The sequence below is a fragment of the Ruegeria sp. AA3 genome, assembly GCF_056542905.1.
This window is the reverse complement of the sequence record NZ_JBQGAQ010000018.1, coordinates 34,111-58,323: the sequence shown is the minus strand read 5'-3', so window position 1 is coordinate 58,323 and position 24,213 is coordinate 34,111. Positions and strand designations below refer to the sequence as shown.

At 49.8% G+C, this 24,213-nt stretch carries 21 protein-coding genes; 10 read left to right on the top strand and 11 right to left on the bottom strand.

The annotated features are described in order from the left end of the window. The coding region (locus ACR0JR_RS21130) for a hypothetical protein (protein ID WP_480457984.1) at window positions 1–224 on the bottom strand (224 nt) is incomplete at its 3' end. Window positions 225–257: 33 nt separating this feature from the next. Here ACR0JR_RS21130 and ACR0JR_RS21125 point away from each other — a divergent pair. Further along, window positions 258–3,485 (top strand): PA14 domain-containing protein, encoded by a 3,228-nt coding sequence (locus ACR0JR_RS21125; protein ID WP_480457983.1) that lies wholly within the window; start codon window positions 258–260, stop codon window positions 3,483–3,485. A 4-nt stretch (window positions 3,486–3,489) separates the two neighbouring features. Here the strand turns inward: ACR0JR_RS21125 and ACR0JR_RS21120 are convergent, their stop codons facing one another. Continuing rightward, window positions 3,490–4,467, bottom strand: a complete 978-nt coding sequence (locus ACR0JR_RS21120; protein ID WP_480457981.1) for a replication initiator protein A — start codon at window positions 4,465–4,467, stop codon at window positions 3,490–3,492. Window positions 4,468–4,932: 465 nt separating this feature from the next. Between ACR0JR_RS21120 and ACR0JR_RS21115 the strand changes: the two genes are divergently transcribed. Together ACR0JR_RS21115 and ACR0JR_RS21110 are read left to right on the top strand one after the other, a co-directional pair. Further along, window positions 4,933–6,339 carry an AAA family ATPase gene (locus ACR0JR_RS21115; protein WP_480457979.1) on the top strand — a complete coding sequence of 469 codons (1,407 nt, stop codon included), beginning with the start codon at window positions 4,933–4,935 and terminating at the stop codon, window positions 6,337–6,339. Window positions 6,340–6,471: 132 nt separating this feature from the next. Then, a complete protein-coding gene (locus ACR0JR_RS21110; RefSeq protein WP_480457977.1) occupies window positions 6,472–7,497 on the top strand; it encodes a ParB/RepB/Spo0J family partition protein in 1,026 nt (341 codons plus the stop codon). 240 nt (window positions 7,498–7,737) lie between these two features. Here ACR0JR_RS21110 and ACR0JR_RS21105 read toward each other — a convergent pair whose 3' ends face one another. After that, window positions 7,738–8,793 (bottom strand): tyrosine-type recombinase/integrase, encoded by a 1,056-nt coding sequence (locus tag ACR0JR_RS21105; RefSeq protein WP_480457975.1) that lies wholly within the window; start codon window positions 8,791–8,793, stop codon window positions 7,738–7,740. A 260-nt stretch (window positions 8,794–9,053) separates the two neighbouring features. On the opposite strand from ACR0JR_RS21105, the gene ACR0JR_RS21100 reads away from it, so the two are divergent. Continuing rightward, a protein-coding gene (locus ACR0JR_RS21100; protein WP_480457974.1) for an IS6 family transposase occupies window positions 9,054–9,733 on the top strand; the annotation gives its coding sequence in 2 pieces (ribosomal slippage) (window positions 9,054–9,219 and window positions 9,219–9,733; 681 coding nt in all). 284 nt (window positions 9,734–10,017) lie between these two features. On the opposite strand, the gene ACR0JR_RS21095 is transcribed toward ACR0JR_RS21100, so the two are convergent. From ACR0JR_RS21095 to ACR0JR_RS21060, 8 genes are all read right to left on the bottom strand, one after another. After that, window positions 10,018–10,947 (bottom strand): class I SAM-dependent methyltransferase, encoded by a 930-nt coding sequence (locus tag ACR0JR_RS21095; protein ID WP_480457972.1) that lies wholly within the window; start codon window positions 10,945–10,947, stop codon window positions 10,018–10,020. Between the two features lie 341 nt (window positions 10,948–11,288). Then, window positions 11,289–12,371: a glycosyltransferase family 4 protein gene (locus tag ACR0JR_RS21090; protein WP_480457971.1), complete on the bottom strand. Its 1,083-nt coding sequence runs from the start codon at window positions 12,369–12,371 to the stop codon at window positions 11,289–11,291. A gap of 451 nt (window positions 12,372–12,822) precedes the next feature. Then, complete coding sequence (locus ACR0JR_RS21085; RefSeq protein WP_480457969.1) at window positions 12,823–13,626, bottom strand: WecB/TagA/CpsF family glycosyltransferase; 804 nt, start codon at window positions 13,624–13,626, stop codon at window positions 12,823–12,825. A gap of 248 nt (window positions 13,627–13,874) precedes the next feature. Continuing rightward, complete coding sequence (locus ACR0JR_RS21080) at window positions 13,875–14,735, bottom strand: hypothetical protein (protein ID WP_480457967.1); 861 nt, start codon at window positions 14,733–14,735, stop codon at window positions 13,875–13,877. A gap of 40 nt (window positions 14,736–14,775) precedes the next feature. Next, a complete protein-coding gene (locus tag ACR0JR_RS21075) occupies window positions 14,776–15,861 on the bottom strand; it encodes a Gfo/Idh/MocA family protein (RefSeq protein ID WP_480457992.1) in 1,086 nt (361 codons plus the stop codon). 198 nt (window positions 15,862–16,059) lie between these two features. Then, window positions 16,060–16,902, bottom strand: coding sequence for a sulfotransferase domain-containing protein (locus ACR0JR_RS21070; RefSeq protein WP_480457965.1), 843 nt, complete (start codon window positions 16,900–16,902; stop codon window positions 16,060–16,062). Continuing rightward, window positions 16,899–17,891 (bottom strand): glycosyltransferase family 2 protein, encoded by a 993-nt coding sequence (locus ACR0JR_RS21065; RefSeq protein WP_480457963.1) that lies wholly within the window; start codon window positions 17,889–17,891, stop codon window positions 16,899–16,901. Before ACR0JR_RS21065 ends, ACR0JR_RS21070 begins: the two co-directional genes overlap by 4 nt. Window positions 17,892–17,939: 48 nt before the next feature. Further along, window positions 17,940–19,022, bottom strand: a complete 1,083-nt coding sequence (locus tag ACR0JR_RS21060; RefSeq protein WP_480457961.1) for a glycosyltransferase family 4 protein — start codon at window positions 19,020–19,022, stop codon at window positions 17,940–17,942. Between the two features lie 321 nt (window positions 19,023–19,343). Here ACR0JR_RS21060 and ACR0JR_RS21055 point away from each other — a divergent pair, with 321 nt between their 5' ends. From ACR0JR_RS21055 to rfbG, 6 genes are read left to right on the top strand one after another with little or no spacing between them, the layout of a single operon-like run. After that, complete coding sequence (locus ACR0JR_RS21055; protein WP_480457960.1) at window positions 19,344–19,964, top strand: serine acetyltransferase; 621 nt, start codon at window positions 19,344–19,346, stop codon at window positions 19,962–19,964. Next, window positions 19,951–20,265, top strand: coding sequence for a hypothetical protein (locus ACR0JR_RS21050; protein ID WP_480457959.1), 315 nt, complete (start codon window positions 19,951–19,953; stop codon window positions 20,263–20,265). Before ACR0JR_RS21055 ends, ACR0JR_RS21050 begins: the two co-directional genes overlap by 14 nt. Further along, a complete protein-coding gene (locus tag ACR0JR_RS21045) occupies window positions 20,262–20,969 on the top strand; it encodes an SDR family NAD(P)-dependent oxidoreductase (protein WP_480457958.1) in 708 nt (235 codons plus the stop codon). The genes ACR0JR_RS21050 and ACR0JR_RS21045 overlap by 4 nt, the downstream gene beginning before the upstream one ends. Window positions 20,970–20,974: 5 nt before the next feature. Next, window positions 20,975–22,315 (top strand): ANL family adenylate-forming protein, encoded by a 1,341-nt coding sequence (locus ACR0JR_RS21040; RefSeq protein WP_480457956.1) that lies wholly within the window; start codon window positions 20,975–20,977, stop codon window positions 22,313–22,315. 50 nt (window positions 22,316–22,365) lie between these two features. Then, the gene (gene rfbF, locus ACR0JR_RS21035) at window positions 22,366–23,142 is read left to right on the top strand and encodes a glucose-1-phosphate cytidylyltransferase (protein WP_480457955.1); all 777 of its coding nucleotides are present in this window, start codon (window positions 22,366–22,368) and stop codon (window positions 23,140–23,142) included. Further along, window positions 23,135–24,208, top strand: coding sequence for a CDP-glucose 4,6-dehydratase (gene rfbG / locus ACR0JR_RS21030; RefSeq protein ID WP_480457954.1), 1,074 nt, complete (start codon window positions 23,135–23,137; stop codon window positions 24,206–24,208). The genes rfbF and rfbG overlap by 8 nt, the downstream gene beginning before the upstream one ends. Window positions 24,209–24,213 lie beyond the last annotated feature (5 nt).

Here is a 24,213-nt window from a genome sequence, read left to right as displayed (position 1 = left end):
AGCGCGGCGGCGAGGCAACACTGCAGCTGGAATGGGAAGGCCCCGACAGCAACGGCCAGCGCGAGGTCATCTCGGGCGAGGCGTTCAGCCATGGCGACATGGATGATGATCACGGCGGGCATGACACTGATGACGGCGGACATGATGATCATGGAACCGATACCGGCGACGGCGATGACCATGGTGGACATGACACCGGGGATACCGATGGAGATAACGGACATGGAACCGGCGACCACGGATCCAATTCTGAAGAAATGCCAGGCCTGATCGGAGCATATTTTATTCTGGCGGCAGGTATCTCTAGCCTGTCCCAGATAGATTTTGACGCCGCGCCGTATGGAACAGGCACAGCGACCGAACTCAATACCGTCCGCAGCAGCGGGTCTTTGTGGGAGGGCGGTCCGTCAGACAACTTTGCAGTTCAGTACACGGGCAATCTGAATGTCACTGAGGGTGGCACCTATACGCTGTTTCTGACCTCGGATGATGGCTCGGCGCTCTACATTGACGGTCAGCCAGTGATCGACAATGACGGGCTGCATGCCACGGAAGAACAGAGCATCACGCTGGACCTGTCAGCAGGCCCCCATGAAATTGAAGTGCGTTATTTCGAAGCCGGTGGGGCCTCGACCCTGCAGTTGGAATGGGAGGGCCCCGACAGCAACGGCCAGCGTGAGCTTATTTCGGGCAATACGCTGAGTCATAGTGCGTCAGGTGATCAAGATACCGACCATGGGGACGATGGGCATGATGGCCACGACACCGATGACGGGCAGGGAACCGGTGACAGCGGTGGACATGACGGTCATGATACTGATGACGGACAGGATTCTGGCGGGCATGATGGGCACGATAGCGGCGACCATGGTTCAGGCGGCGGCTCTGGCAGTCATGGTGGACACAGTGACGGATACATCCCGCCGCCAACGGATCCAAGCGAAGTTGACGCATACGTAGCAGCAGTCAAGGCGCTGCCAGACGCGCATGCCCATGGCGACAATGCCGGCATGGCTATGGGACACATGCAGCTTCTGGATCTTGTGGAGCGCGCCGAAGCTACGCATGTCGCAATTGGCGATGGCGATTGGTTCGATCCAGCCACGTGGCACAACGGAATTATACCGGAAGAGGGCGCCAAAGTTCTGATTCCAGAAGGCATCTCGGTTCTATATGACGGAGAAAGCGACGAATCCTTATTCTCGGTTCGTGTGGACGGAGAGTTGGCTTTTGCCACGGACGTGAACAGCAAAATCTTGCTGGACACGATGGTTGTTTCCCCAACAGGGCGGTTGGAAATCGGCACGGAAGAAAATCCGGTTGAGGCCGGAGTAGACGTACAGATTGTCATCGCCAACAACGGCGACATAAATACCAGCTGGGATCCGTCTTTGTTGTCTCGCGGTGTTCTTTCACACGGTGAGGTGGAGATTCACGGAGCCGAGAAAACAAGCTTCCTCAAAGTTTCTGACGCGCCGATGGCTGGCGACACGCAAATCAGCCTGGCAGAAATCCCAGAAGGCTGGGAGATCGGCGATACGATTGTGTTGAGCGGCACCCATAAACAGGGCTGGTATTGGGACAATGATGTTCGCGCAGTAATTCATCACGAAAGTGAAGACGAAGAGGTCGTTATTACTGCGATTGACGGCAACACTATTACCCTCGATCGCGCGCTGCAATACGATCACGATACACCCCGGGATGATTTGTCTGCTTATGTCGCGAATATGTCTCGCAATATCACATTCTCTAGCGAAGATGGCGAGGGAACCGAGGTGCACCATCGGGGACACGTGATGTTCATGCACTCGGATGATGTGGATGTACGCTATGCTGCTTTTGATGACCTGGGGCGGACAGATAAGTCGACACCTGCAGATGATGCCAGCGCTTTCGGCACGATAGAGCCCGATAGTAACGTCAAAGGACGCTATTCTTTCCACTTCCACAAAACCGGGACCGAAAATCAGGAAGATCCCGCCATAGCTATTGGCAATACGGTCAGTGGTTCGCCCGGCTGGGGGTTTGTACACCACTCAAGCCATGCCTATTTCACCAATAACGTCGCCTTTGATGTCTTTGGCGCAGCGTTCGCGGCCGAAGATGGCGATGAAACCGGAATATGGTCAAGCAATATGGCGATCAATTCGGAGGGCATAGGTTGGGGAAGTTGGACAGCAAAAGAGCTAACCGACGTCGCTCGGCACGATAATGGGCGCACAGGAGACGGTTTCTTCTTTGCTGGCAGGTTAGTTGAAGCATCTGAAAACGTAGCTGTAAACACTACACACGGATACGTTTGGATGCATCGATCTGCACAAACAGATCCTCTTAGTGACAACCTAGATCAATCAGAAATTGCTTATGGCAGTCAGACGATGGACGCTGATTCTGCGGTTGTTCAGGGATTTCATGACAACGAAGCTTTTGGAACCGAAGTCGGTCTAATGGTTATAAAATCGAACCCACACCAGAACCATGATGTACGAAATATCTTTGATGGGTTCCTAAATTGGGAAACAAGCAACGGGATCGAGGTACAATATACTTCACACTACACATTCCTAAATGCGGATTTGATCGGTACACAGAGTAGTGAGCCATTCAACAGAGTCCAGACAGGTTTTAAATTGGGTGGGAATGCTTTCGACATAGTTGCAAATGATTTAGACATTAGTGGCTTCAAAGATGGTATAAACCTTGAGCAGCCCTTCCACTTTGGATCTAATGGAAAAGATCACGATAATATTTTTATAGACCTGTCAATAAATGACACCGAAACAGATTTCATAGGTTTCAACTCAGACCATCACTCAATCCTCTCCTCGAACCAACTGAATGAGGGACGTATAAGCTTTATTATGACGGGCGACACCACCATTTCAGAAGGTGAATCCCTATATTTTAATGGCATCAAGACAGATTCTATAGGAAGCCGCGATCGCCAATTCGAGGGTGATATTCAAGAGCTTAATTGGCACCACGATATAGCGCCCTTTATTGCCAATGAAGGCTACTATAAAACGGAGTCCGGTCAAAATATTCTTCTAATCGAAGATTTTATTTCCGATCGCGCCACCGGGGAATTACATAAGTTTAGCCACGTTATCACTCTGGACATGACTGATGAGCAAATTCAAAACGCTTATTCTGTTAATTTTTGGGGCGGTGCCCAATACAACGGGATTATCTCTTTCGACGGGGTGGCGGCCAGTGCTCAAGATGATCAGTTTATTACGCAGTTTGGGCAAGATATTCTAATCGATGTTACAGCAAACGATTCCCACCCTGAAGACGATCTTTTTTACGTGGACGGCCTGTCCACAACACCCAACGGGAACGTATATCTTCAGGAAGATGGTCAACTGCTTTATCGCCCAAATCCAGATTTTTCTGGTACCGACAGCTTTGACTATTGGGTAACAGACGGCGATGGTCTGTTTTCTCAAGCAACTGTAACGATTGAAGTTCTAGACTTTTAGATACTCACCCAGATCGCGTTCTAACCCAGCCCAAAAACGCTTTATCCGGGCTTCTCAGCGGTTTACGGCCACTGCTGACCCACCAAGCCTGCCAGTCGCTTTCCAGAGCATAGATATCCCAGCCTGGTGCAAGACGTCGTGCTTGCTCCAGGGTTTCGGGTTTGAGGTGCAGCTTGCTTGCGGCATCCACCAGCACATCGCGGCGACTGACACGGATAATATCACCGGGCTCTTCTTCGAGGTGGTAGTCCGGCAAGTGATCGGCGGCGATCATATCCCGCACCATCTTACGGAACACCCGGCGCGGTGATGCTGATCCGGATTTCTTCAACAACGTCTCAACCGACACCCGCCACTCGGGCTGGCGGCCGCAATGCTTGCGGGCCAGTTCGTAGATCCGCCGCTCCAGCGGTTTGCGCAGGCGGAAGTAATCGCGGCTGAGTGTCAGGACCGATTTGGCCAGCACCGCCCGGAACAGCCAATCCGATAGCTTGACCGAAACACTGACCATCCGCCCTGCCCGCGTGTGGCGCACGATCTCCCAGCTTTCGATCAGGCCGAAGCCTGTGGTTGTCTCGACCCCGCCGGTCACCATGTTGGTGGTGATGCGCGTACCTGCGAGACGCTCGAACGCCTCGCGCAACCGTTTGTAGCCGTCACCGCTGGTTTCCCGGTTGGTCGCCACCAGCAGATCATGCGCTTTCAGATGCACGACCCGACTGACCGCCCGGCCTGCGTTGATCGCCGCCATCAGCTGGCTGATACAGAAAATCAGGATATCCTTATCGTGGATCGTCGCCAGCCCCCGAACAGACGGCGTGACGGTGATTTCCACCCCGTTATGCTCATAGTTCAGGATGCGTCGATCCGGGCGCGTGGAGAGCGAGAACATTGGATGCTCCATCGATCCCATGTCCGTTTTGGGCAGCGCATCGAAGATATCGCAGACAAAAAAATCCGCGGTCGGATACCGGTCCGGCATCAACCCTCCTGCGCCAGCGGGCACATTCCTACTCATGAAAAATCAATCAGAACTGAAGTGCTCCAGCTCATACCTCTGCCCCTGACCTGCCCGATTCTTTTTTCGTGGTTTTATTGGCGCTTACCCTAAAGTTATCCACAGGCCGGGTAAAGCGCCCGATCGTGGGATCAGAGTCGGTCTAACGTGGGATCAGAGTCACTTGATCGTGGGATCAGATTCACTTGGACACGAAGAGGAGCAATAAATATATTATTTTTCAAAGCTTTATGAAGAAGCCCTATGATCTGTAACTAATAAATAACCATATTTTAACTAAAAAAAATTTGGGCCTCTTCAAAACCAGCCATTTTCCATAAATACAGTCCTTTGATTTGCTTAGAAAATATCGGTTGATGTCGGTAGTTCTTCCATATGCTATGTTTTGTGTTACAATCGTGAAAACACAGCATATCGAGCAAAAGACACATGGCGATATCTTCGAAAGACAGGCTTCCACCCTATTTCAACATTGATCCAGACACTGCTCTTGCAGAGCTGGGGAGCCCCTCTACTACAGCCAGTTTTGCGGCTATTGCGAGTGCCTGCACTCAGGGGCGCGAAGACCTTGCAAGCCGAGGTCTCGAAGATGGAGAGGCGCGACAACTGCGTTTATTTTCCACTTGGGAAATCACCCGCTATCTGATCCCGGTTGCCGCACCCCATTTTCGCCGAGTCCTAAAGGCCAATCCGGATTTGCCACAGGGCCGATCGGAATCTGAAGGTGGAGCCAAATGGTTTACCCTGGATGAGGTGCTGCGGCTCCGCACTCATTTTGCGTCAGAAGGATCAAAGGCCAAAGAGTATCGCCCTTATCGACCCGAAGGATTGCCCGCCAAGCTGGTGTCTGTCGCCAATTTCAAAGGCGGCGTCGGCAAGACCTCGACTTGCGCACACCTGGCCATGTCGGCAGCCCTGGACGGCTACAAGGTGCTGGTAATCGATCTGGATAGTCAGGGATCAATGACGTCTATCTTTGGCGGCAAGGTCACGGATGAATGGCAAACTGTGTTTCCCCTACTGGCCCGCCACTATGCCGGATACCTGCGCCGAGAAAATCAGGGGCGCCTGGACCGGGGCGAGCCCCCCCACCCTATCGATGATACCCTGATGGAGGCGCTGGACACCCGCGCAAGCAGCCTAATCCAGAAAACCCACTGGCCCAATATCGATCTGATCGGGGCACAGTTGAACCTCTATTGGGCTGAGTTTCAGATCCCGGTCTGGCGGATGCAAGCCCGGGGTTGGAAACTGTGGGATGCACTGACCGAAACACTGGAGGCAGATGGTATTCTGGATGAATATGATCTGATCTTCATCGATACCCCTCCCGCGCTTGGTTATCTGACGATCAACGGCTTGGCTGCGGCCGATATTCTGCTGGTGCCTATGGGCGCCTCGTTCCTGGAGTTTGATTCCACAGGGCGGTTCTTCGACATGCTGCATTCCACCTTCCAATCGATCGAGGAGGGCGAAAACATGGCCGCCCGCGCGCTTGGCCGCGATGAGATGGCGTTTGAATGGGATGCGGTGCGCACGGTCATCACCCGCTATGACGGCACGCAACAGGCGGAACTGGCCGGGTTGATGCAATCTTATCTGGGCAGCGCCCTGTCGCCTCACCGGCAGGAATTCACCGCACTGATCGGTCAGGCCGGAGAGCAGGTGAACGGCATCTATGAGGCCGATTACCGCGATTTCAACCGCGAGACCTATGCCCGCGGGCGAGAAACCTTTGATGAGACCTATGCTGCCTTCAAGCGGCTGGTGCTGGGCGTCTGGCGGCGTGAGGAGTTGGCGTTGCAGGCCGCAAATCAGCCCGAGGTGGCGGAATGAGCCCCCTGCCCGGCCGATGTTTCGCGCGCGAAACGCTTTCTGTGGCTCTGCAAACCACGCGGTGCACCGTACGTTGCAGTAACGGGATTGAGCAGAACAGAGGCTATCACGGGCAGATGAGGAGGATTTGACATGGCAAAACGCAAACGGCTGACCCCCGCCCGTGCCAATTATCTGCCTGAAGAGGCAGCGGGCGCGACACTCGAGACAAAATCCATGTTCCCACCAGTGCTCTCTGCGCCGCCTATTGCGCAGGTTGCTGGCGACACGGCACTGCAGGCCGCCGTGGACGACCTGAGCTCTGAGATCCGCACGGCCCGTGCTGAAGGACGTTTGATACAGCAAATACCGCTGACCGCCATCGAGGAAACCTATCTGGTGCGTGATCGGATCGTGGTGGACGGGGATGAGATGTCAGCACTGGTGGAAAGCTTGCGCGCCCGAGGCCAGCAAACCCCGATCGAGGTGGTCAAGCTGGCCGAGGACCGGTTCGGCCTGATCTCTGGCTGGCGCCGCCTGACCGCGCTAAAGGCGCTGTATGCGGAAACGGGTGATGAGCGTTTTGCGACTGTACAGGCGTTGCTCAGACGTCCCGAGAATGCCTCGGATGCCTATCTGTCGATGGTCGAGGAGAACGAGATCCGTGTTGGGCTGTCTTATTACGAGCGGGCGCGGATCGCAGCGCGCGCGGCCGAGCAGGGGGTTTATCCAGACGAGGCCTCGGCTCTGCGCGGGTTATTCTCGACCGCCAGCCGTGCCAAAAGATCAAAAATAGGGTCTTTTATTGTGATCTACCACGCGCTTGATGCAGACCTGCGATTTGCTGCGGCAATACCCGAACGGTTGGGACTGGCCCTATCCAAAGCTCTCAAGGAAAATCTGAATCTGGGTGATCGTATTTCGCAGAGTTTGAGAAATAATCCCCCCAAAAATGCGGATGCCGAAGCAAGGGTGCTCGCTGATCTGATTGTCAGAGACGGGCGTGATAAGTCGCCTCGGAAGCCTGTCGCGGAGAACGGTGCAGAGCCAGATGAGATAGTGGGTGGCATCCGAGTTCAGCAGACAGATCAGGGGCAGAAACTGGTGTTGAGCGGCCCTGACATAGATGCCAAATTCATAGATCGACTGAAGCTGTGGCTGAAATCTCAGGCCGATTGATGTTTCGCGCGCGAAACACTGTGCGATTCAGGCTTAAAAGTTGGTTCCTGGCTCCGAGGGCTTGCGGTTGCGTTGCCTTAGAGGAAAGCTGAAACACATACTCTACATTCCTGCGTCCGAAACAAATCATGGAGTGCGTCGCCAGCTGGCTGAGGCGCGCTGGAGCGAGAATGCCGAGTTTGACAATTTCAGATCGCAACAGCCTTTCCAAATGAATGTGGCTTGCGGTTATCGTCGCGTTCACCCCAACAGATCTGTGGCTGGATTCTCTGCAATATCGACGTCATCGTAGTATTTCTGTGCCTGGGCCAGGGAGCGGTGCAGAGACAGGCGCATGGCGGCCTGGATCGGGGCACCGTCCAGCGCGGCCTGAGTCAGAAAGCCTGAGCGCAGCCCGTGGGGCGAGGCGAAGCCCTCGGGCAACCCCGCCAACCGAAGGCGATGTTTGACGATCTGCGCGATTGCGTCCGGGCTGAGGCGGCGTTTCAGTACCCGGTCTGCTTTCGAGACGGGGCGAAAGAGGGGGCCATCTTTGATCTCGCTCACCTCGATCCAATGCACTAGCGCCTGGGCCGCGCGGCCCTTGAGCACCAGCCGGGGCGTCTCGCCCTTAGTTGTGGTCTTGGTCTCCAGCAGGGAAATCCAGACCACGCCGGTCTTTTCAAACTCTTTGAGGCTGACATCCTCGCGCATCAACCCAGTGATCTCAGAGCGCCGGCGCCCGCCGCTGGCCCAGCCCAGCATCAGGAGCGCCCGGTCGCGGCAATCCCGGCGCGAGCCGCGACAGGTGTCCAGCAGCTGCTCCAACACATGGCGGGTGATCGGATGGGCAGATTTCGGGGCAGGTGGCCGGGCAGCGGCGCGGCGGGCCTTGGCTCGGGCCTGTTTCACCTGAGGGCTGGCAAACGGGCTGGCGAGGTTCTTCATCCGGTGAAAGGCCAGCCACGAGGCGATGCGCCGGTCCAGCGTCGACGGGGCCGGGCAGGCGAGGGACTTGCGCAGCCTTTGTGCGATCAGTGCCTCCGCAGCCTGACGCGCGCGGTCCTCGTGCGGGGCGTCGTTTAGATCGCGGGCATGATCGAGGATGAAGGCCAGCGCCGTGGCTTCAGTTTCGGGCCACCGCAACGCCAGATCGAACCGCGCGGACTTCCAAGCCGTGATGTAGAGCAGATCGCGCTCATAAGCCCGCAGCGTATTGGCGGGCGTGCCACGCACATAAAGATCAGTGAGTGCTTCCTGATCCTCTGCTGAGAGGGCAGGGGAGGGGGCGGGGAGGTATGGCGCTAAGGCGGTCATCGCGCCATTCTACGCCGGTTTTTCGCAAAAATCAATTATACATGATAAGCGATACTTATCGTTATAATAAGCAAAAAATAATTCTAAGAAAGTAGTGAGTAATAAGCTTCAATTTTGCGCATTACATGGACCTGTTGCAAATTTTCTTACTGATCGAAAAGTTGACACCGACCCGTGGCTCATACCGCCAGTTCCGCAAATTGACGAAGTCGGATCCTGCGGGTGAATGACTTTCGGTAAAATCAGTCGAAAGTCAGTTCATGATTTCCTTCAAAGGCGCTCTATATCCGAAGGATGTGATCCTGTTCGCGGTGTTCTTCTGTGTCCGATACGGCGTGTCATACCGGGACTTAGAAGAAATCATGGCCGAGCGCGGTGTTTCAGTGGACCACACCATGCTAAACCGATGGGTAACACGGTATTCTGGGCAATCGCTGAGGTAGCACGTCGCTGCAAAGGGTCATGTGATCGTTCGTGGAGAATGGACGAAACTTACATCAAAGTTAAAGGTGCGTGGGTCTATCTCTACCGAGCGGTCGATAAACACGGCAAGATCCTTGATTTCATGCTTTCACGGCGCAGAAACAAACCAGCTGCCACCAAGTTCTTCGCCAGGATGTTGGAGATCAATGGATTGCCGAGGAAGATTGTGATCGACAAGAGCGGTGCCAATACCGCTGGCATCAAGGCCATAAACAAAATGCTCAAAGGCTTTGGCTGCCCGATCCCAAATGAGATGGTGAGGCGGAAATTCCTAAACAACATCATTGAGCAAGATCACAGACTTATCAAACGCCGGATCCGACCAATGCTCGGCTTCAAATCGTTTGAATCTGCTTCCGCTACGCTGGATGGGATTGAAGTGGCGCAGATGATCCGAAAGGGTCAGTTAGGACTCGGATTCTGTCCGTTCAAACAGTTTGCGGAACTAGCCATCTAAACACAGCAAGTATAGGGCCGCATTCAGACTTCAGAAAAGAATGCGGCAAAGCCGGTTGCACCTCTGATCGTTCTATTCGTCTTGAATAGCCTCCCTGCATTCATTCGATTGGGTAATTGCGCGCAGTTTGTTGTAAGAACCGTCTGAGATTGGGCTATCGCCCGCCAGCGCCCGATACCATCATCTCGATGGATCACAGGCCGATGATGCACTGACAATCAACCTGGACCAGTCAGATGAGGCTGCTCACTATATCATATCTAATTTACCGTATAGAGGTAATTTTACACAGCTACAAAGTATTGCTGCGTATATCTTTTTAGGAATGGTCTTAACAGTCTTCTAGCCTCCCGCTTATACGCGCGCACTGGGTCAGCCGTACATTGAACCGTAGTTGTACTAACTCTCTTGAACCCAGCTTCCTGCGCGATTTTTTCCTGTGTTTCAGGCGTAAAGGCATTTATGTGACCAAGGGGGTTAATAAGCCTGTAATCAACTAAGTTTTTTATGTCATTAACTTCTGGGCAATTGGGTGTTTCTAGAACTAGAATACCACCCACTTTCACAAACTGTCTGATTTCTCTAAGAATCTCTAGAGGGTGCGATAAATGCTCTAGCACTTCGAACAGAACAGCAGCATGAAAATAACCATGTGCATATTCTTCTTTCACTTGACTTAAGTTACCTAGAAAATCTATTAACTTCGTTTTATTGCGTGCGGCGGAAAACTCAACACCTACACACTCAAAACCAAAGTTGGCCGCGGTTGAAAGAAATCTTCCTTCCCCACAACCGAAATCTAATATTCTGATCGGATCTTCATTGCGTAAATTCCTTGTAAGGCGTTCAATCTGAAGAATTCTTTCTACTGCATGTATACCTTTTTCAAAATCGGACTGAAACCCAAAATTTCCTAATTTACGTGCATGCTCATCAATTGCTTCACTTGATATCCATCGACTATAATATATGTTATTCCACTCTTCGTTGAGTACGTTCTTGTGAAATTTTTGCCCGCAATCCTTACACTGCACGAAACACCAAGAACCATCCTGCAGATGCGGTATAGGATCTTCTCCAAAAGGATCGTCTGACAAAAAATCGAAAAGCGGCTTATCTGTGAATTTCCCTTCCGACAGCTTTACGACATTATGAGAGTCGCAAGTAATGCATCGATCTCTTACTTCAAACTCTGCTTGTCTAATATTGTTCATTCAGCCCTACCTCCCACCTTTACACGGGATACACCTCAGTCCCCCAAAAGCAAACCGTTTGCTTGGTCGATCTCACCGACGCCTGATCTGACTTCTAGCCCCAGACGCCATCATGAAGCAGGTTCACCTGATTTCATAGTGAATCAAGGCCCCGGCGAACAACAAACCTAAAGTCCTTGACAATAACGCGATAAGAGAGCCGTTTTAGGCTCTAGACCCATTAAATCTGCTCGTAGTTAGCCAGAATAGATTGCTCATGATACACCTCCAAAACTCAGGGGCTTGAATCATGCAACCAAGATAGTCGCAACAGATTTACTGGGCCTAGAGCCTAGTTAAATTCAAACACTATATAGTATTGTTTTTTCGAATAACTCTCCTGATTCCTCCCAAGTATAGCTTGCGGCGGCTTTGTAAGCAGTATCGGACATTTTCATCCAATCAATATCGGAAAGACGAAGGATATTACAAATGCATTTTGCCATTGAGCGGTAATCCTCTACATCCACCACATATCCATTTTCACCATCAACAATTAGATCTGGGGCACAACCTGTCCGCGTTGCGACAACTGGGCTACGACAAGCCATTGCCTCAAGGATAGGCAAACCGAAACCTTCGGAACGACTGCCCATTACAAACACGTCGCACATTGCATAAATATCCTTTATATGCATTTGCTTTGGTCTTAAGAAAAACTTGGTTCCTTGAGGTAAAGTTAATCCTTTTTGAATGGGAACAGCAGAAAACACTATAACCTGCAAATTTGGAAACAATTTTTTAACTTTTTCAATTGCCTTCAGTGTAATATCCACACCTTTTATTGGCGTGGTGCCATACATAAATCCAATTGTCGGTTGCTTTTGTTTTGAACGCGCATGCGCATTGAACACACTATGGTCAACGCTATTAGGAACAATACTAACATTCGAGTCGTTGTAGCAATCGGACATTATATCTGAGAGCCAGCTGCTTACGGTGATTTTTCTTAACGGCAAATGATAGCTTCCAGAGCTGATATGCGCAGGTAAAAAATCATGTTTCTCGTAACCTTGCACAAAATAGAATTTTTTTCCTTTTTCCTCGGGAAAATCCGCTACCATAAATGCTGTTTCCCACCAAGTCGCAATGACAATATCTGCGTCTGGGACGTCCTTCGCCAAAATGACTTCGGAATCTTTTACAATCTTTAACGGCGCATTCATATTATCATAATGAGATGATGAAACTTCTTTAGGTATAGGCTCCCCACTCAACAAGGCCTTAACTTTTCTTTTTGCTGAAATAGGCTTCGAACATCCGGCCACAACTAGTACATCATGCCCTTTGGAAAGCAAATAATCTGCATAAATTGCAATAACCCTTATTCCGCCACTGAGACTGGGCGGAGGGCTAATGAACGTAATTTTTTTAGTCACTACCATATTTATTCCATTCAGATATGATGCGTTTTCCCATCTCACATCGCAAACAAAGATCGGGACGGGTCTTTATTTACTTCAGGTGCTCATCTTAGGTCGCCTTAGTATTTGAAGCGGAGTATTTTGTGGGTTCATGTTGCTCTATTTTGACTCGAGTCCCAAGTCCTATCGGTGTCATGGAGAGTCCTTGGGTTTGCGTTGATGGTTCACGCGGTCAGTTTATTTATTGTTCTTTGTTCGGTAAATTCCTTGAGTATTATGTTTTAGGCCTGCTGCAGACCCCAATTGATGAATTGAGGGACCGTTAGCATGGTGAGTATAGAATTTTGGAAATTGATCAGAATCAGAAATTTGTTCTCTTACCAGAGTACCAATCCATTTGATGATAAAGAACATAATTTGGCTATCGCCGGTGACTAGATCGAACTGATCTTCGACCTATCAAACGACGATTTTAGGTGAAAGGATCCGTATAGTATCCCAACTTTTGCTTTAAAATCGCCCAAAGAAACGGTGGCTCGTGCACTACGTATCGATAAAATCGAGCACGAGGTTCTTTAAGCAGGCGGTAGAGCCATTCGAACCCCCATTCAGTGATCCAGTTTGGTGGGCGTTGAAAAGTGCCGCTTTCATAGTCAATTGTGCCACCAAGTGGCAGCCATAGCTTTACCCCCGGCATCTGATCTTTGTATGTCATGATGAACTTTTCCTGCCGCGCTCCTGCTAATCCCACAAGACACACGGTGGCACCGCTGTCATTAATTGCTGCAATCATACGCTGAATCTCAGCCGGGTTCTTGTCGAAGTCAAATGCTGGACTATCGGTCCCAACAATCATCTTACGACCAATTTTGGAATTTATGTTATTAGCAGCTAACTCGGCGATACCGGGTTTACCACCACACAAGAAGACAGTCACTGAGGGATCGTTAGCATATCGAGTATAGAATTTTGGGAAATAGTCAGAGCCAGAAACTCGCTCCCTCACCGGAGCACCAAGCCATTTGGTGGCAAAATACATAATCTGGCTATCGCAGGTGACTAGATCGAACTGATCTAACAAGTCGTAAAACTCTCGGTCTGTCTGTAGCTTCATGATCATGTCTACATGCAACGTCAGCATCACCCCCTCGCGGAAATGCTCCACTATATCATCCATAGCAACATCATGGACCCAAGCATTAAGTATGGGTACTTTGCGGCCAGTGTTTAGTGTCGAACTGCCTTGTGGTAGAGAAGCGGTTTTAACCATATTCATTAACTATTCCACTATTCTGAATTTAAGTTTTTAGGGGAAGGGGTCCATTTGAATAGCGTAGAATTTCTTGTGTATTCCAGCGTGAAGTACATCCCCCTGTCAGACTACGTTTTTGATCATCCACCATTGTTATTCTTGATGACAGAATAGCAGATTGCTGCAGTCAGATGCTAAGCGTGTACTGTTTTCGGCAATAGATAAAGTCTAGTCGTCATTTCTTATTCTAAGATGCTACGCTCCAAACAACATCAACTAAAATACTTATCGACCAACGATTTCGTACTTTGGATGTTGCTGCGCGATGAAGCGCCAAAGACCAGACTTTCAACCCCAGGCAATTCGCTCAACCAGTGGATTGCTTCATCAGCTGGAATTGCACCCGAAGCATAAACCGACATTGCCACTGCACGCACCCGTCCTGATTCCAACATATCTAGATAGGCATCAAAACCTCCTGACATACGAAAGCCGATCTTGTTGATATTGGAACAGATGATGGGGCGTTCGATCCCTTCTGCCTCGAGAGCTTTCAGAAGCATGGGAAGATTCATGGTGATATACGCTGGCTCTGCCTTGTACTTCTCACGAATGTATTCATCGAACAGCTTGAAAGCTCGAGTGAACCCCATGCCAAGCAGCAGATCTGTGAACACATTCTGAATGAACACAACCGGCGTGCGAAGACCGCTAAACATCTTCATTTCCATATCGATTAAGACCTTGGCTATCCCATCGACATCCTTAGTCGCCAATGCTTTACCACCAGCCAGCGCTGCCGACATTAGTCCATCTTTTGGCATAAATTCTCGTAGCGCACCGACCATGCCGTGTTCGGTCACCGCGTTTGCATATTTATGGGCGTAGGGCATGCAAGGATAAAAAGTGAAGTTACTGTACCGGTCGGGCCTATCCTTCACTCGTTTCGCTATGTCTGAAACTCGGTCATGGGTAGTGCACATAAAGGTTTGGATACCCACATCATAAGCGGTATCCAACACATCCATGACCGCGTCAGTGGTTTGGAACCGTATCGCCTGAGCGCGCGCTTTTTCTTCCGACATATGATTTATACCGAAGAACTGGTTGTCGCCAAAAATCAACCGATCCATTATATGCGAACCTCAAAAACAGTCTGTGGATCAAACAAATCTAATTTTTCCCAAACCATCGGCGTTTACGTACAAGCTCGGGAGTTCGAGCGCGATTTGTGCCTACCGTTACACCAGTCTTGGCGTTTTCGATGATCATTGCCATAGTACGGTCAGTTTCAACAGCCGTAGTAAAGCTGTTCTGCTCTGCAGTACTGGCGCCCTGCTTAATGGCTTGAACGAAGCGGTCGATCTGGGCCGAATACTCCTCACCACGTAGATAAAACCACTGCTCCTGCGTCAGTTCAGTGGTGTATTTCACCGTCCAGCCTGCGTCATAATCCTTTAGTTCATCTATCGGTTGGCGCAGATAAGCTTGGCATTCTTGACGGTCCGCATAAAGCCGTCCATTAGTGCCGATCAGGCTAATCTTGGTCGACATCTTGCGATGGCTTTCGTCAGACCAGTTCACAGAGAGCTGCGCTGTAGGTCCGTCGCCCCATCGTAGGGTCGAGAACACCTCATCATCAGTACTCTCCGAGAAAATCTGCCCTAGATGCGAGCCCATCACTTGATCTGGCATACCAAAAAACCAATTCAGCAAATTAATGGGATGGGCGGCATAATCGTAGAGACACCCTCCTCCTTCCGTCTTTTTCGTGCGCCAAGTTGCACGTTTGGACCGCAGCACCACTGGACCATAAGCTTCGGCGAGTACGTGAGTGATACGCCCGATAGCTTCGGCAGCGATCAGTCGCTGCATTTCTTGAAAGGCTCCAACATAGCGGTAGTGATAACCCACCTGCGCTACCAGTCCTTTTTCAGCAGCCAGATCACTCAACCGCTGGCTATCAGCCCAATCCAAGCAGAACGGCTTTTCGCAGAATACATGCAAACCCTTATTGAGCGCGGCCTCAACCATCGGGGTGTGAAGACGTGACGGAGTTGCTATGATAACAGCGTCAAGAGCCGTTTCCATCAGCAGTTCATCATAGCTTTTCCAGATAGGCGTAGAAATATTTTTACCAAGCACATCAACCATAAACCCCGCGCCGTCGCAGGCAAAGGCTTCAACATCGGGATGGGCATTCAAAATTGAAAAATGGCTCAATCCCATTTTCCCCAACCCTACAACAGCTACTCTCACCTTCTGCACAATGCTTCCTTCAACCCCATGGGTGTAACAACTATTTATACAATGCTATGCGTATTTTAAAGTAAAGCTGGTTCAACCTGATTTCGAATATTTTAGTTGAGTAGAAAAAAGCGCGGTAAAGCACCTCAAGTTGTGTAAATCCATCCCATCTAATTAAGAATGTCATTTAATAGACACGAGTCTGGGTGGTCATCGAAAAAATGGATAGCTGGTGGCTAATTTTTTTGACTTTGGAAATATTTCTAACATTTTTTTGTAGTCTTCGCAGAAACGCTGTTCTAGGTCATTTTGTACTAAATCAGATATCGTGGGTCTAGTGGTCATCTTTCTAGCATCTTTTATCTTATGCCTAATAAACTGGGGAATAAGTGTTTTACGCAGTGCAATCGCAATAGGGTGGTCAATTAAAATTTCATGCATAGGCAGGCGTCTATATCGTTCTGCTGATACATTTTCGTGAGAAGTTTCTGGTCTCCAAATTGGTTTTTGGCGGGTGCCGAGAAATAAGCAAATCTCTTCCAATACGCTTTGAGGATCTTCTGACATTGCCTCCAGATTAGTTATGTAGATGTTGTCAATTCCATAAGTTGAGATGTAAGGAGCGATTTGCTGAGCATAGCAGCTATAACTGATTAACTCTGGATGTTTTATGAGAGCATCTTCGATATTTCCTCGCATTACTCCCATAGTCCATTCGTGTATGTAGTGCGAGACCAATCGAGTTATAGGGTTGCGAATAATATAGACTATTTTTACATCTGCTAAGGCTTCGTTCATCCGCGGTATGCAGCTTGGATAAGTTGGCAGCTTAGCATAATGGGTGCTGCCTTCGCCCTTTTTGTCGCCAGGTTGGGCGCCAGAAAATAGCGTTTCGTACCAATCTAGGCCCCTCGCATAGGATGGGTCATCAGAAAAAAAGTTCAATTCGTCTGTCGTAGGCATATAGATGCCTGGTTGCTGGGCGAGTTGAACGGCTAATGTGCTCGTCCCACACTTCATTGCCCCTATAATTACAAAATCCGGCAAGCTCATTTTTTAGTGGCCTTCAAATGTCTACTCATTATGGTCGGTAGGGTATTGATCCAAATATCAAACACCTCTGATTGATTGGCCTTAGGAACAGACCTGCCTGTCAACCATCGTAGGTGCGCGATGACACGACCTAACATCCAGCATAAATTAGCTAAGAAAGGGCCCAAGGGGCCATAAGTCTGCTGAAAATATCTTGTACGTGAAGCGTAATAGTATCTGGGAAGTCGCATGTATTCATTTTGTCTTTTTTTGACGGGGCCGCTCCCACCGCGGAAATGAACCGCTGTCGCATCCGGGACTTGAACAATGGGCCACCCGGATTGCCGCCCGCTCCAGCAATAAGCAACATCCTCAAAATAAAGGAAGTAGCCTTCATCCATAAGGCCGATTTGGTGGATCATTTTGCCATTAACCAGAATACAAGCAAAACTGGCCCAATCAACCTGGTCTGGTTCAGGTGGCATTGAAAGTGGTACATCGTAATTTTTTAGGAGGTTTGTTACGGGCCCGCTTGCGGCTCCCCTAATCAATTCACTCAAGGGACTGTGAAAACGAAAGCAGCTAGTTTGCTGCCGCCCATCATCGAACTCGAGCCGAGGAGCAAAAAAGCCAGCATCGGGACTTACGCTGACCGCAGTCGACATAGCTTTGAAAAAACCTGGTCTGATGACCGCATCAGAATTTAAAATAAGGTAATATTCAGCGTCATAAGATCGTATTGCTTGATTATGCCCAGCGGAGAATCCTGAATTGGTATCAGACTCGATTAGTTTTATTGGGGTGAGTGGTTCCAGGCTTTTGATCCAAGCAGACAGCAAATTTACCGATCCATCGTCGGAATAATTATCCACGATCACTATTTGGCTGATAGGTAATTCTATGTCTGCAAGAACAGATTGTGCGCATTGAATAGTAAGCTCAGGTGTGCGGAAATTGATAATGCTAACAACAACTTTTAGCTTGTCGGGAAGCGTTGAGAAATGAGTCATGCGGGTTTTACCAGATACATAGAGCCTTGAATCTTTGGGATGGAAAAACTAATCTTTTAGCCCGCGTAAAAGTCCTTCAAGTTGGTCTACCAATCTTTCCGCGTAGTGATTTTGAATGACGTGCTGGTAACCACGTTTTGCTTGTGCTTCTGCTTTAGCTGGGTTCTCCAGAAAAAAGTTTATAGCGCTTCTGACAGCTTCGACATCCCCAGGGGGGACCGGAGTTATTAGGTTTGCCTCGGCGAGTTCGGTGGCTAGCCCGTTAGTTTTGGTCATAATAACTGGTCTCTTACATGCCATAGCCTCCATCAGGGCTGTTAGACCAGCCTGATAGTGATTGTCGTGCATAGTAAGTACGACAATGTCAGAGTCATTATACAACTGCCTCAATTCCTGCCAGTCATAGTGATTAGCCTGCATATTATCAGGCATGACATCTGGGAAAGTTCTGCTGTTGATGGTTGCATTTGGGGAAACAGCGCAAATTCTAATGTCAACATCCATATCGCTGGCGGCCGCTGCTAGAGTGCGATAATCCCGTTGCTCTAGTCCGCAACTGCTTATAATCGGACGCTTTTTAGGGGTGGTAGATGGCGGAATGGGTCTAAAAAAATGCGTATCGGTTTGCTCTTCCGTGAGGTGCACTTTCTCTTTGGGGATACCCAACTGTCCCGTAAGGATGTCTCTTTTGTAGCTAGTATTGGTGATGAAGCAATCGATGCTGCTGCGCAATCTCCCTTGGTTTAGCATGAAGCGCACACGCGGACTATCCGGATGATGCATGTAAACAGCTATTTGGGGTCGTTCGGATTTCCCACGGAACGAATACGCAATTGGAAAGCCACCATCCTCACCCACGGCATAAACTATATCTTCGGGCGAGAAGAGATGGTTGGCCTGCCTACCCAAGGCCCATAGCGCAGCTGTTCCGACGCCAGGAAATTTTGCGTGAAATTGATCGGCCAAGTTGATTGATAGGCCTTCCGGTTGATGCACGGTGGCCCCCAATGCATCACGCAATGTGGTTACCGTATGTCGAGGGGATTTATCCTCGCGAGCATTTCGTTCGAATGCATCGAGATCAAATGGTCGGCTTAAGACAATATGAAAGGAACCGTTATTGTGAAGCATTATCAAAATTTGCGCCGTGTGTGGCGCTCGTCTTAAGGGTTGGTCAAATTCATCTTCGTTTATGCTTATAGACAGATCCAAATGCGTCAACTCTAGAATGAAAGTGTCGCTAAAACCGAGTTTGGGTGCATGTCTTATTCTTTGCACCAAAGTTGAAGCCTGTGCTACCTACCCAAAAGCTTTGAAGACAGTATGGTCGTAGCTTTATGCTATGTTGACTTCCCACGGACCCCGAAAATAAAAATAGGTGATTAGACATCAGGAAGTTTCAAGATTGTAATCGGCCTCGTAGCTAGAGGCCTCTTAGTAAATAGTGACGGCATGGATATGGCATCTGAGGACGATACTGCGGAAGACCGTGGTGAAGCGTTATGTGGCCCAGAACTTATAAAGATAAGGGGTTTGAGGGCTGTCGTATGTGAAGATTTTCAGACACATCGGCGTGAGCTCACAATGCCAGGTTTTCAGACTTTGTTCGTACATCGTATCGGAGTATGGGCGACAACTCTGCCCCGCTTAGTTCGGCTACCATTTGATATTTTCTATGCATTAGGGTTCAGATTCTGTAGAGCATTTTATGGCATTGAGCTACAGCGATCCGTGAAGATCGGGCGCCGGTTTTTAATAGGCCACCAGCATGGAATTATCGTCCATGCGTTCGCGACATTTGGAGATGACTGCACTATTCGGCAGGGGGTTACCTTCGGCGTAGCGGACAAATGGGAGCCCGGGGTTGGGCCTGTTATTGGAAACAATGTAAGCTTTTCCCCCGGTTGTATCGTCATAGGAAACGTTCGAATTGGGAGCAATGTACAAGTTGGACCTAATTGCGTGGTCTCGACAGATGTACCTTCAGATCGGATATTGTTTGTTCCACCTCCCAGGTCCTTTCCCCGGGAAACGGAAAAAGTTAGAATGGAGATTGCTAGTGACGAAAGTTAATTACGATTTGGCCCTCCAAGCCCTCAAGGCTGCAGTCGCCGAAATAAACCTGTCGAGAACTGAAGAAGCACGTATTTCAGAAGAGGCTGACGCAGTTCTTTTCGGGGACGGCTCGCCACTGGATAGTATTGGTCTTGTACAAGTTGTCTTGGCCGCTGAAGCACATTTGGCTGACGCTTCAGGATGCGATCTTGTTTTGGCATCCGAGGCCGCAATGTCGCGCAAGCGCAGCCCGTACCGGTCACTGCATCTTTTGGCTGAATACGCTGTTGAAGTCGCTGATAGTGAAGGTTTGGCATGAGCACTTCCGAGAAAAGAGTCATCGTAATTACGGGTACGCGTAAAGGTATCGGGAAATATTTGGCTGAAGTTTTCTTAGACCGTGGTTGGTTAGTGATCGGATGCTCTCGTGGGGAAAGCAGCATATCCCATGATGCATATTCTCACTATGAGTTAGACGTTTCCGATGAAAGCGCGGTTATTAGCATGTTTCGGAAAGTGGCCCGCGCACACGGGCGGCTTGATGCCTTGCTAAACAATGCGGGTATTGCGTCGATGAACCATGCGATGCTGACCCCGGGAAAGACAATGACAGGCGTGTTCCAAACCAATGTATTTGGGACGTTTCTTTTCTGCCGCGAGGCCGCAAAACTGATGACCCGAAGCAAAGCGGGGCGCATCGTTAATTTTGCTACAGTTGCAACGCCTCTCAAGCTTGAAGGTGAGGCTGTCTATGCAGCTTCCAAAGCGGCCGTTGTATCGTTGACCGAGGTTTTGGCGCGAGAGTTCGCGCCCTTCAATATTACAGTGAATGCTGTGGGGCCTACTCCTGTACCCACTGATTTAGTAGGTGCCGTCTCGGAAGCAAAGATGACTCAGCTTATCGCCCGTCAAGCAATTCAACGTTACGGAACGATGGAAGATGTGCTCAATGTTTGTGACTTCTTTATCCAGCCAGAATCTGAGTTCATTACCGGGCAAACCATCTACTTAGGTGGGGTTTAACAGATATGTCCGGAGTGAATTTACTGCTGGACCGTTTTCGCAGCGCAGCAGAAAGTCCAGCTATCATCGACCCGGATGGGAACACCATAGAATATGGTGTCCTTCTCGATATTATCGCGAAATGTTGTCGGAAATTGGAAGAGCATGGCGTTGAACCGGGGACTGCTGTGCAGCTCCGGGGCGATTTTAATATTCTATCTATTGCCTGGATGTTCGCCCTGTGGCGCAAGGGATGTATTGTCGCACCTCTCGCTCCGAGCTCGGTCGAAATGAGTCAAAAGTTTGCTCAAATAGGAGATGTTTCCTGGGTTTTAGACGCTGAAGCAGATCATTTGCGTCCAGCTGCTGGTAACTCAAGTCATGAACTATTCTCTAAGATACGAGATCGAGGAACTTCGGGGCTTATTATTTTCTCTTCAGGAACGACAGGTGCTCCCAAAGGAGCAGTTCATGATGTTGCGCAATTGATCAGAAAATTTGAAAAGCCGGGGAAAGCCCTGAGAACAATGGGGTTCCTGCTATTCGATCATATTTCCGGTATTGATACTATTCTGTACACACTTGCAAACTGCGGTACTCTGGTCTGTCTCCCGGGGCGCGATACAAAAAATGTTTGCCAAACTATTGAAAGCCACAGAGTAGAAGTGTTGCCCACAGCTCCTTCGTTTCTGAATATGCTGCTAATATCAGGTGAGAGTGACAAGTTCGACCTAAGCAGCATAAAGATTATCACCTATGGCGGCGAGATGATGCCGCAAAACCTTTTGGAACGAATTGCACAGGCCTTTCCAAATGCATCCATTATTCAAAAATATGGTACATCTGAACTGGGTGCTTTGCGGTCAAAAAGCACTAATAACAAATCGAGATGGATTGAGTTTGATACAGCAGATACAGAATGGCGCATACGCGATGATCTGTTGGAAATCAAAACGCAAACCGCCATGCTCGGTTATCTAAACGCCCCATCACCCTTTACAGCGGATGGTTGGTACCAAACTGGTGATCGCATTGAAGTCCAGGGAACGTGTTTAAGGTTTCTGGGGCGTGACGGTGATCTAATCAGTGTAGGGGGTCAAAAAGTCTATCCTGCAGAAATAGAGAATGCATTGCAGGAGATACCTTTCGTTGACGACGCTGTGGTATTTGGGAAACCTCATCCAATGTTGGGATCGATAATCTGTGCGCGCTTAAGAATAAAAAACACCAATGAAGATGAAGTAAATATACGCGCGCGAATACGACAAGCATTATCAAGTAGGTTGGAATCATATAAAATACCTCAAAAAATAGAGCTTAAAAACGAAAACTTCTCTACAGAAAGATTCAAGAAGATACGGAGTTAGACGACCACGCAACAGTCATATTCTGTTCAAAGTGTGATCTAGGAGTATTCATGAAAGTAGTCATTTTTGCTGGCGGTTATGGCACTCGCATAAGTGAAGAAACCGTTACTCTCCCAAAGCCTTTAGTTGAAATCGGTGGAATGCCGATCCTATGGCATATTATGAAGATTTACGCAGCGCATGGCTTAAATGACTTCGTAATTTGTTGTGGCTACAAAGGGCATTTAATCAAAAAATACTTCCTCGATCTTTTCCACCGCTCGAGCGATCTAACCATAGATCTTTCTACGAATTCTATTGAAGTGCACAGAGCTGCGAGTGAACCTTGGAAGGTGACTCTAGCAGATACTGGTTTAAATACGATGACGGGTGGTCGACTGAAGCGGGTCCGCGACTATCTTGATGATGAGCCTTTCTGCCTCACATATGGGGATGGCGTTTCCGACATCAATATTAAAGCACTCATACAGTTTCATAAGGAAACCGGCACATTGGCGACGGTGACGGCAGTTCATCAGCCCGGTCGTTTTGGGGCTCTGGATATATCGAATGACGGAGATATTATAAAGGGCTTCCGAGAAAAGAGCACGGTTGACGGACACCTCATAAATGGCGGCTTCTTTGTCTGCGAGCCAAGTGTGATCGATTACATCGACGGCGATGCCACCGTGTGGGAAGAAGAACCTCTGAGACAGCTTGTCGCTGACAGCCAGCTTGCCGTTTATCGCCATGGGGGCTTTTGGCAAAATATGGACACTCTACGTGACAAGCACGTTTTGCAAGATATGTGGGATAGTAATCCGCCTTGGCGTACTTGGGATGAGTGATCCTACGACGAAGACAGCGCAGCCTGATCCGGGCTTCTGGCGAGGCAAGAAAGTCCTTTTGACAGGCCAGACGGGTTTCAAGGGTGCTTGGGCAGCGGTTTGGCTGACGCAAATGGGGGCAAAGGTGACCGGCATTGGGCTGGCGCCCGAGACGCCGTCGCTTTTTGACCTGACCAAAACCGCAGACCAGATCGACAGCCAGATTGCCGATATTCGTGACGCGGATGCGATGGAACAGATTGTGGCTGCGGCCCAACCGGATTTGGTTCTGCACATGGCAGCTCAAGCTTTGGTGTTGCGCTCTATTCAGGACCCCGACTTGACCTGGTCGACCAATGTTACCGGCACGGGTCGGTTGCTTGATGCGCTTCGCAAGGCCGCACCAGAGGCACCGGTCCTGGTTGTGACCTCGGACAAGGTCTATGAGAACAACAACAGCGGGCGAGCCTTTCGGGAAGAGGATCGTCTGGGTGGCAAAGATCCTTACTCAGCCTCGAAAGCCGCATGCGAGCTACTCGTCGCCAGTCATCGCACAACCTATTACGAGCCGATGGGCACACCACTGGCCACGGTCCGGGGCGGCAATGTGATAGGCGGCGGGGATTTCTCCGAAAATAGGTTGATCCCGGACATCATTCGGGCAGCCGAGGCCGGAGAAGAACTGGTCTTGCGCCATCCGCATGCGACACGACCCTGGCAGCATGTGCTGGATTGTCTGGCCGGTTACCTTGTTTATCTTGAGGCGCTGGCCATGGAGGGCGAAACACCGCGCTGTCTGAACATCGGACCGAATGCAACGGCTGGTGCGGTCAGCGTCGCCGAGGCCTCTGATATTCTGCAAGGGCTTCTGGGAAGCGGTTGCTGGCGACACGAACCAGCCCCGGGCTCCATCGAAGCTTTGACGCTGAGCATTGATCCCGCCCGGGCCGCTGCCACGCTTGGCTGGCAGTCGCACCTGCAAGGTCGTGCTGCACTGGAATGGACGGCCGAATGGTACGCAGGCTGGCGGAATGGGGCTGATCCTCTGGGATTGACGATACAGCAGATCGAAAGGTTTGTGGCCTAGAGCCT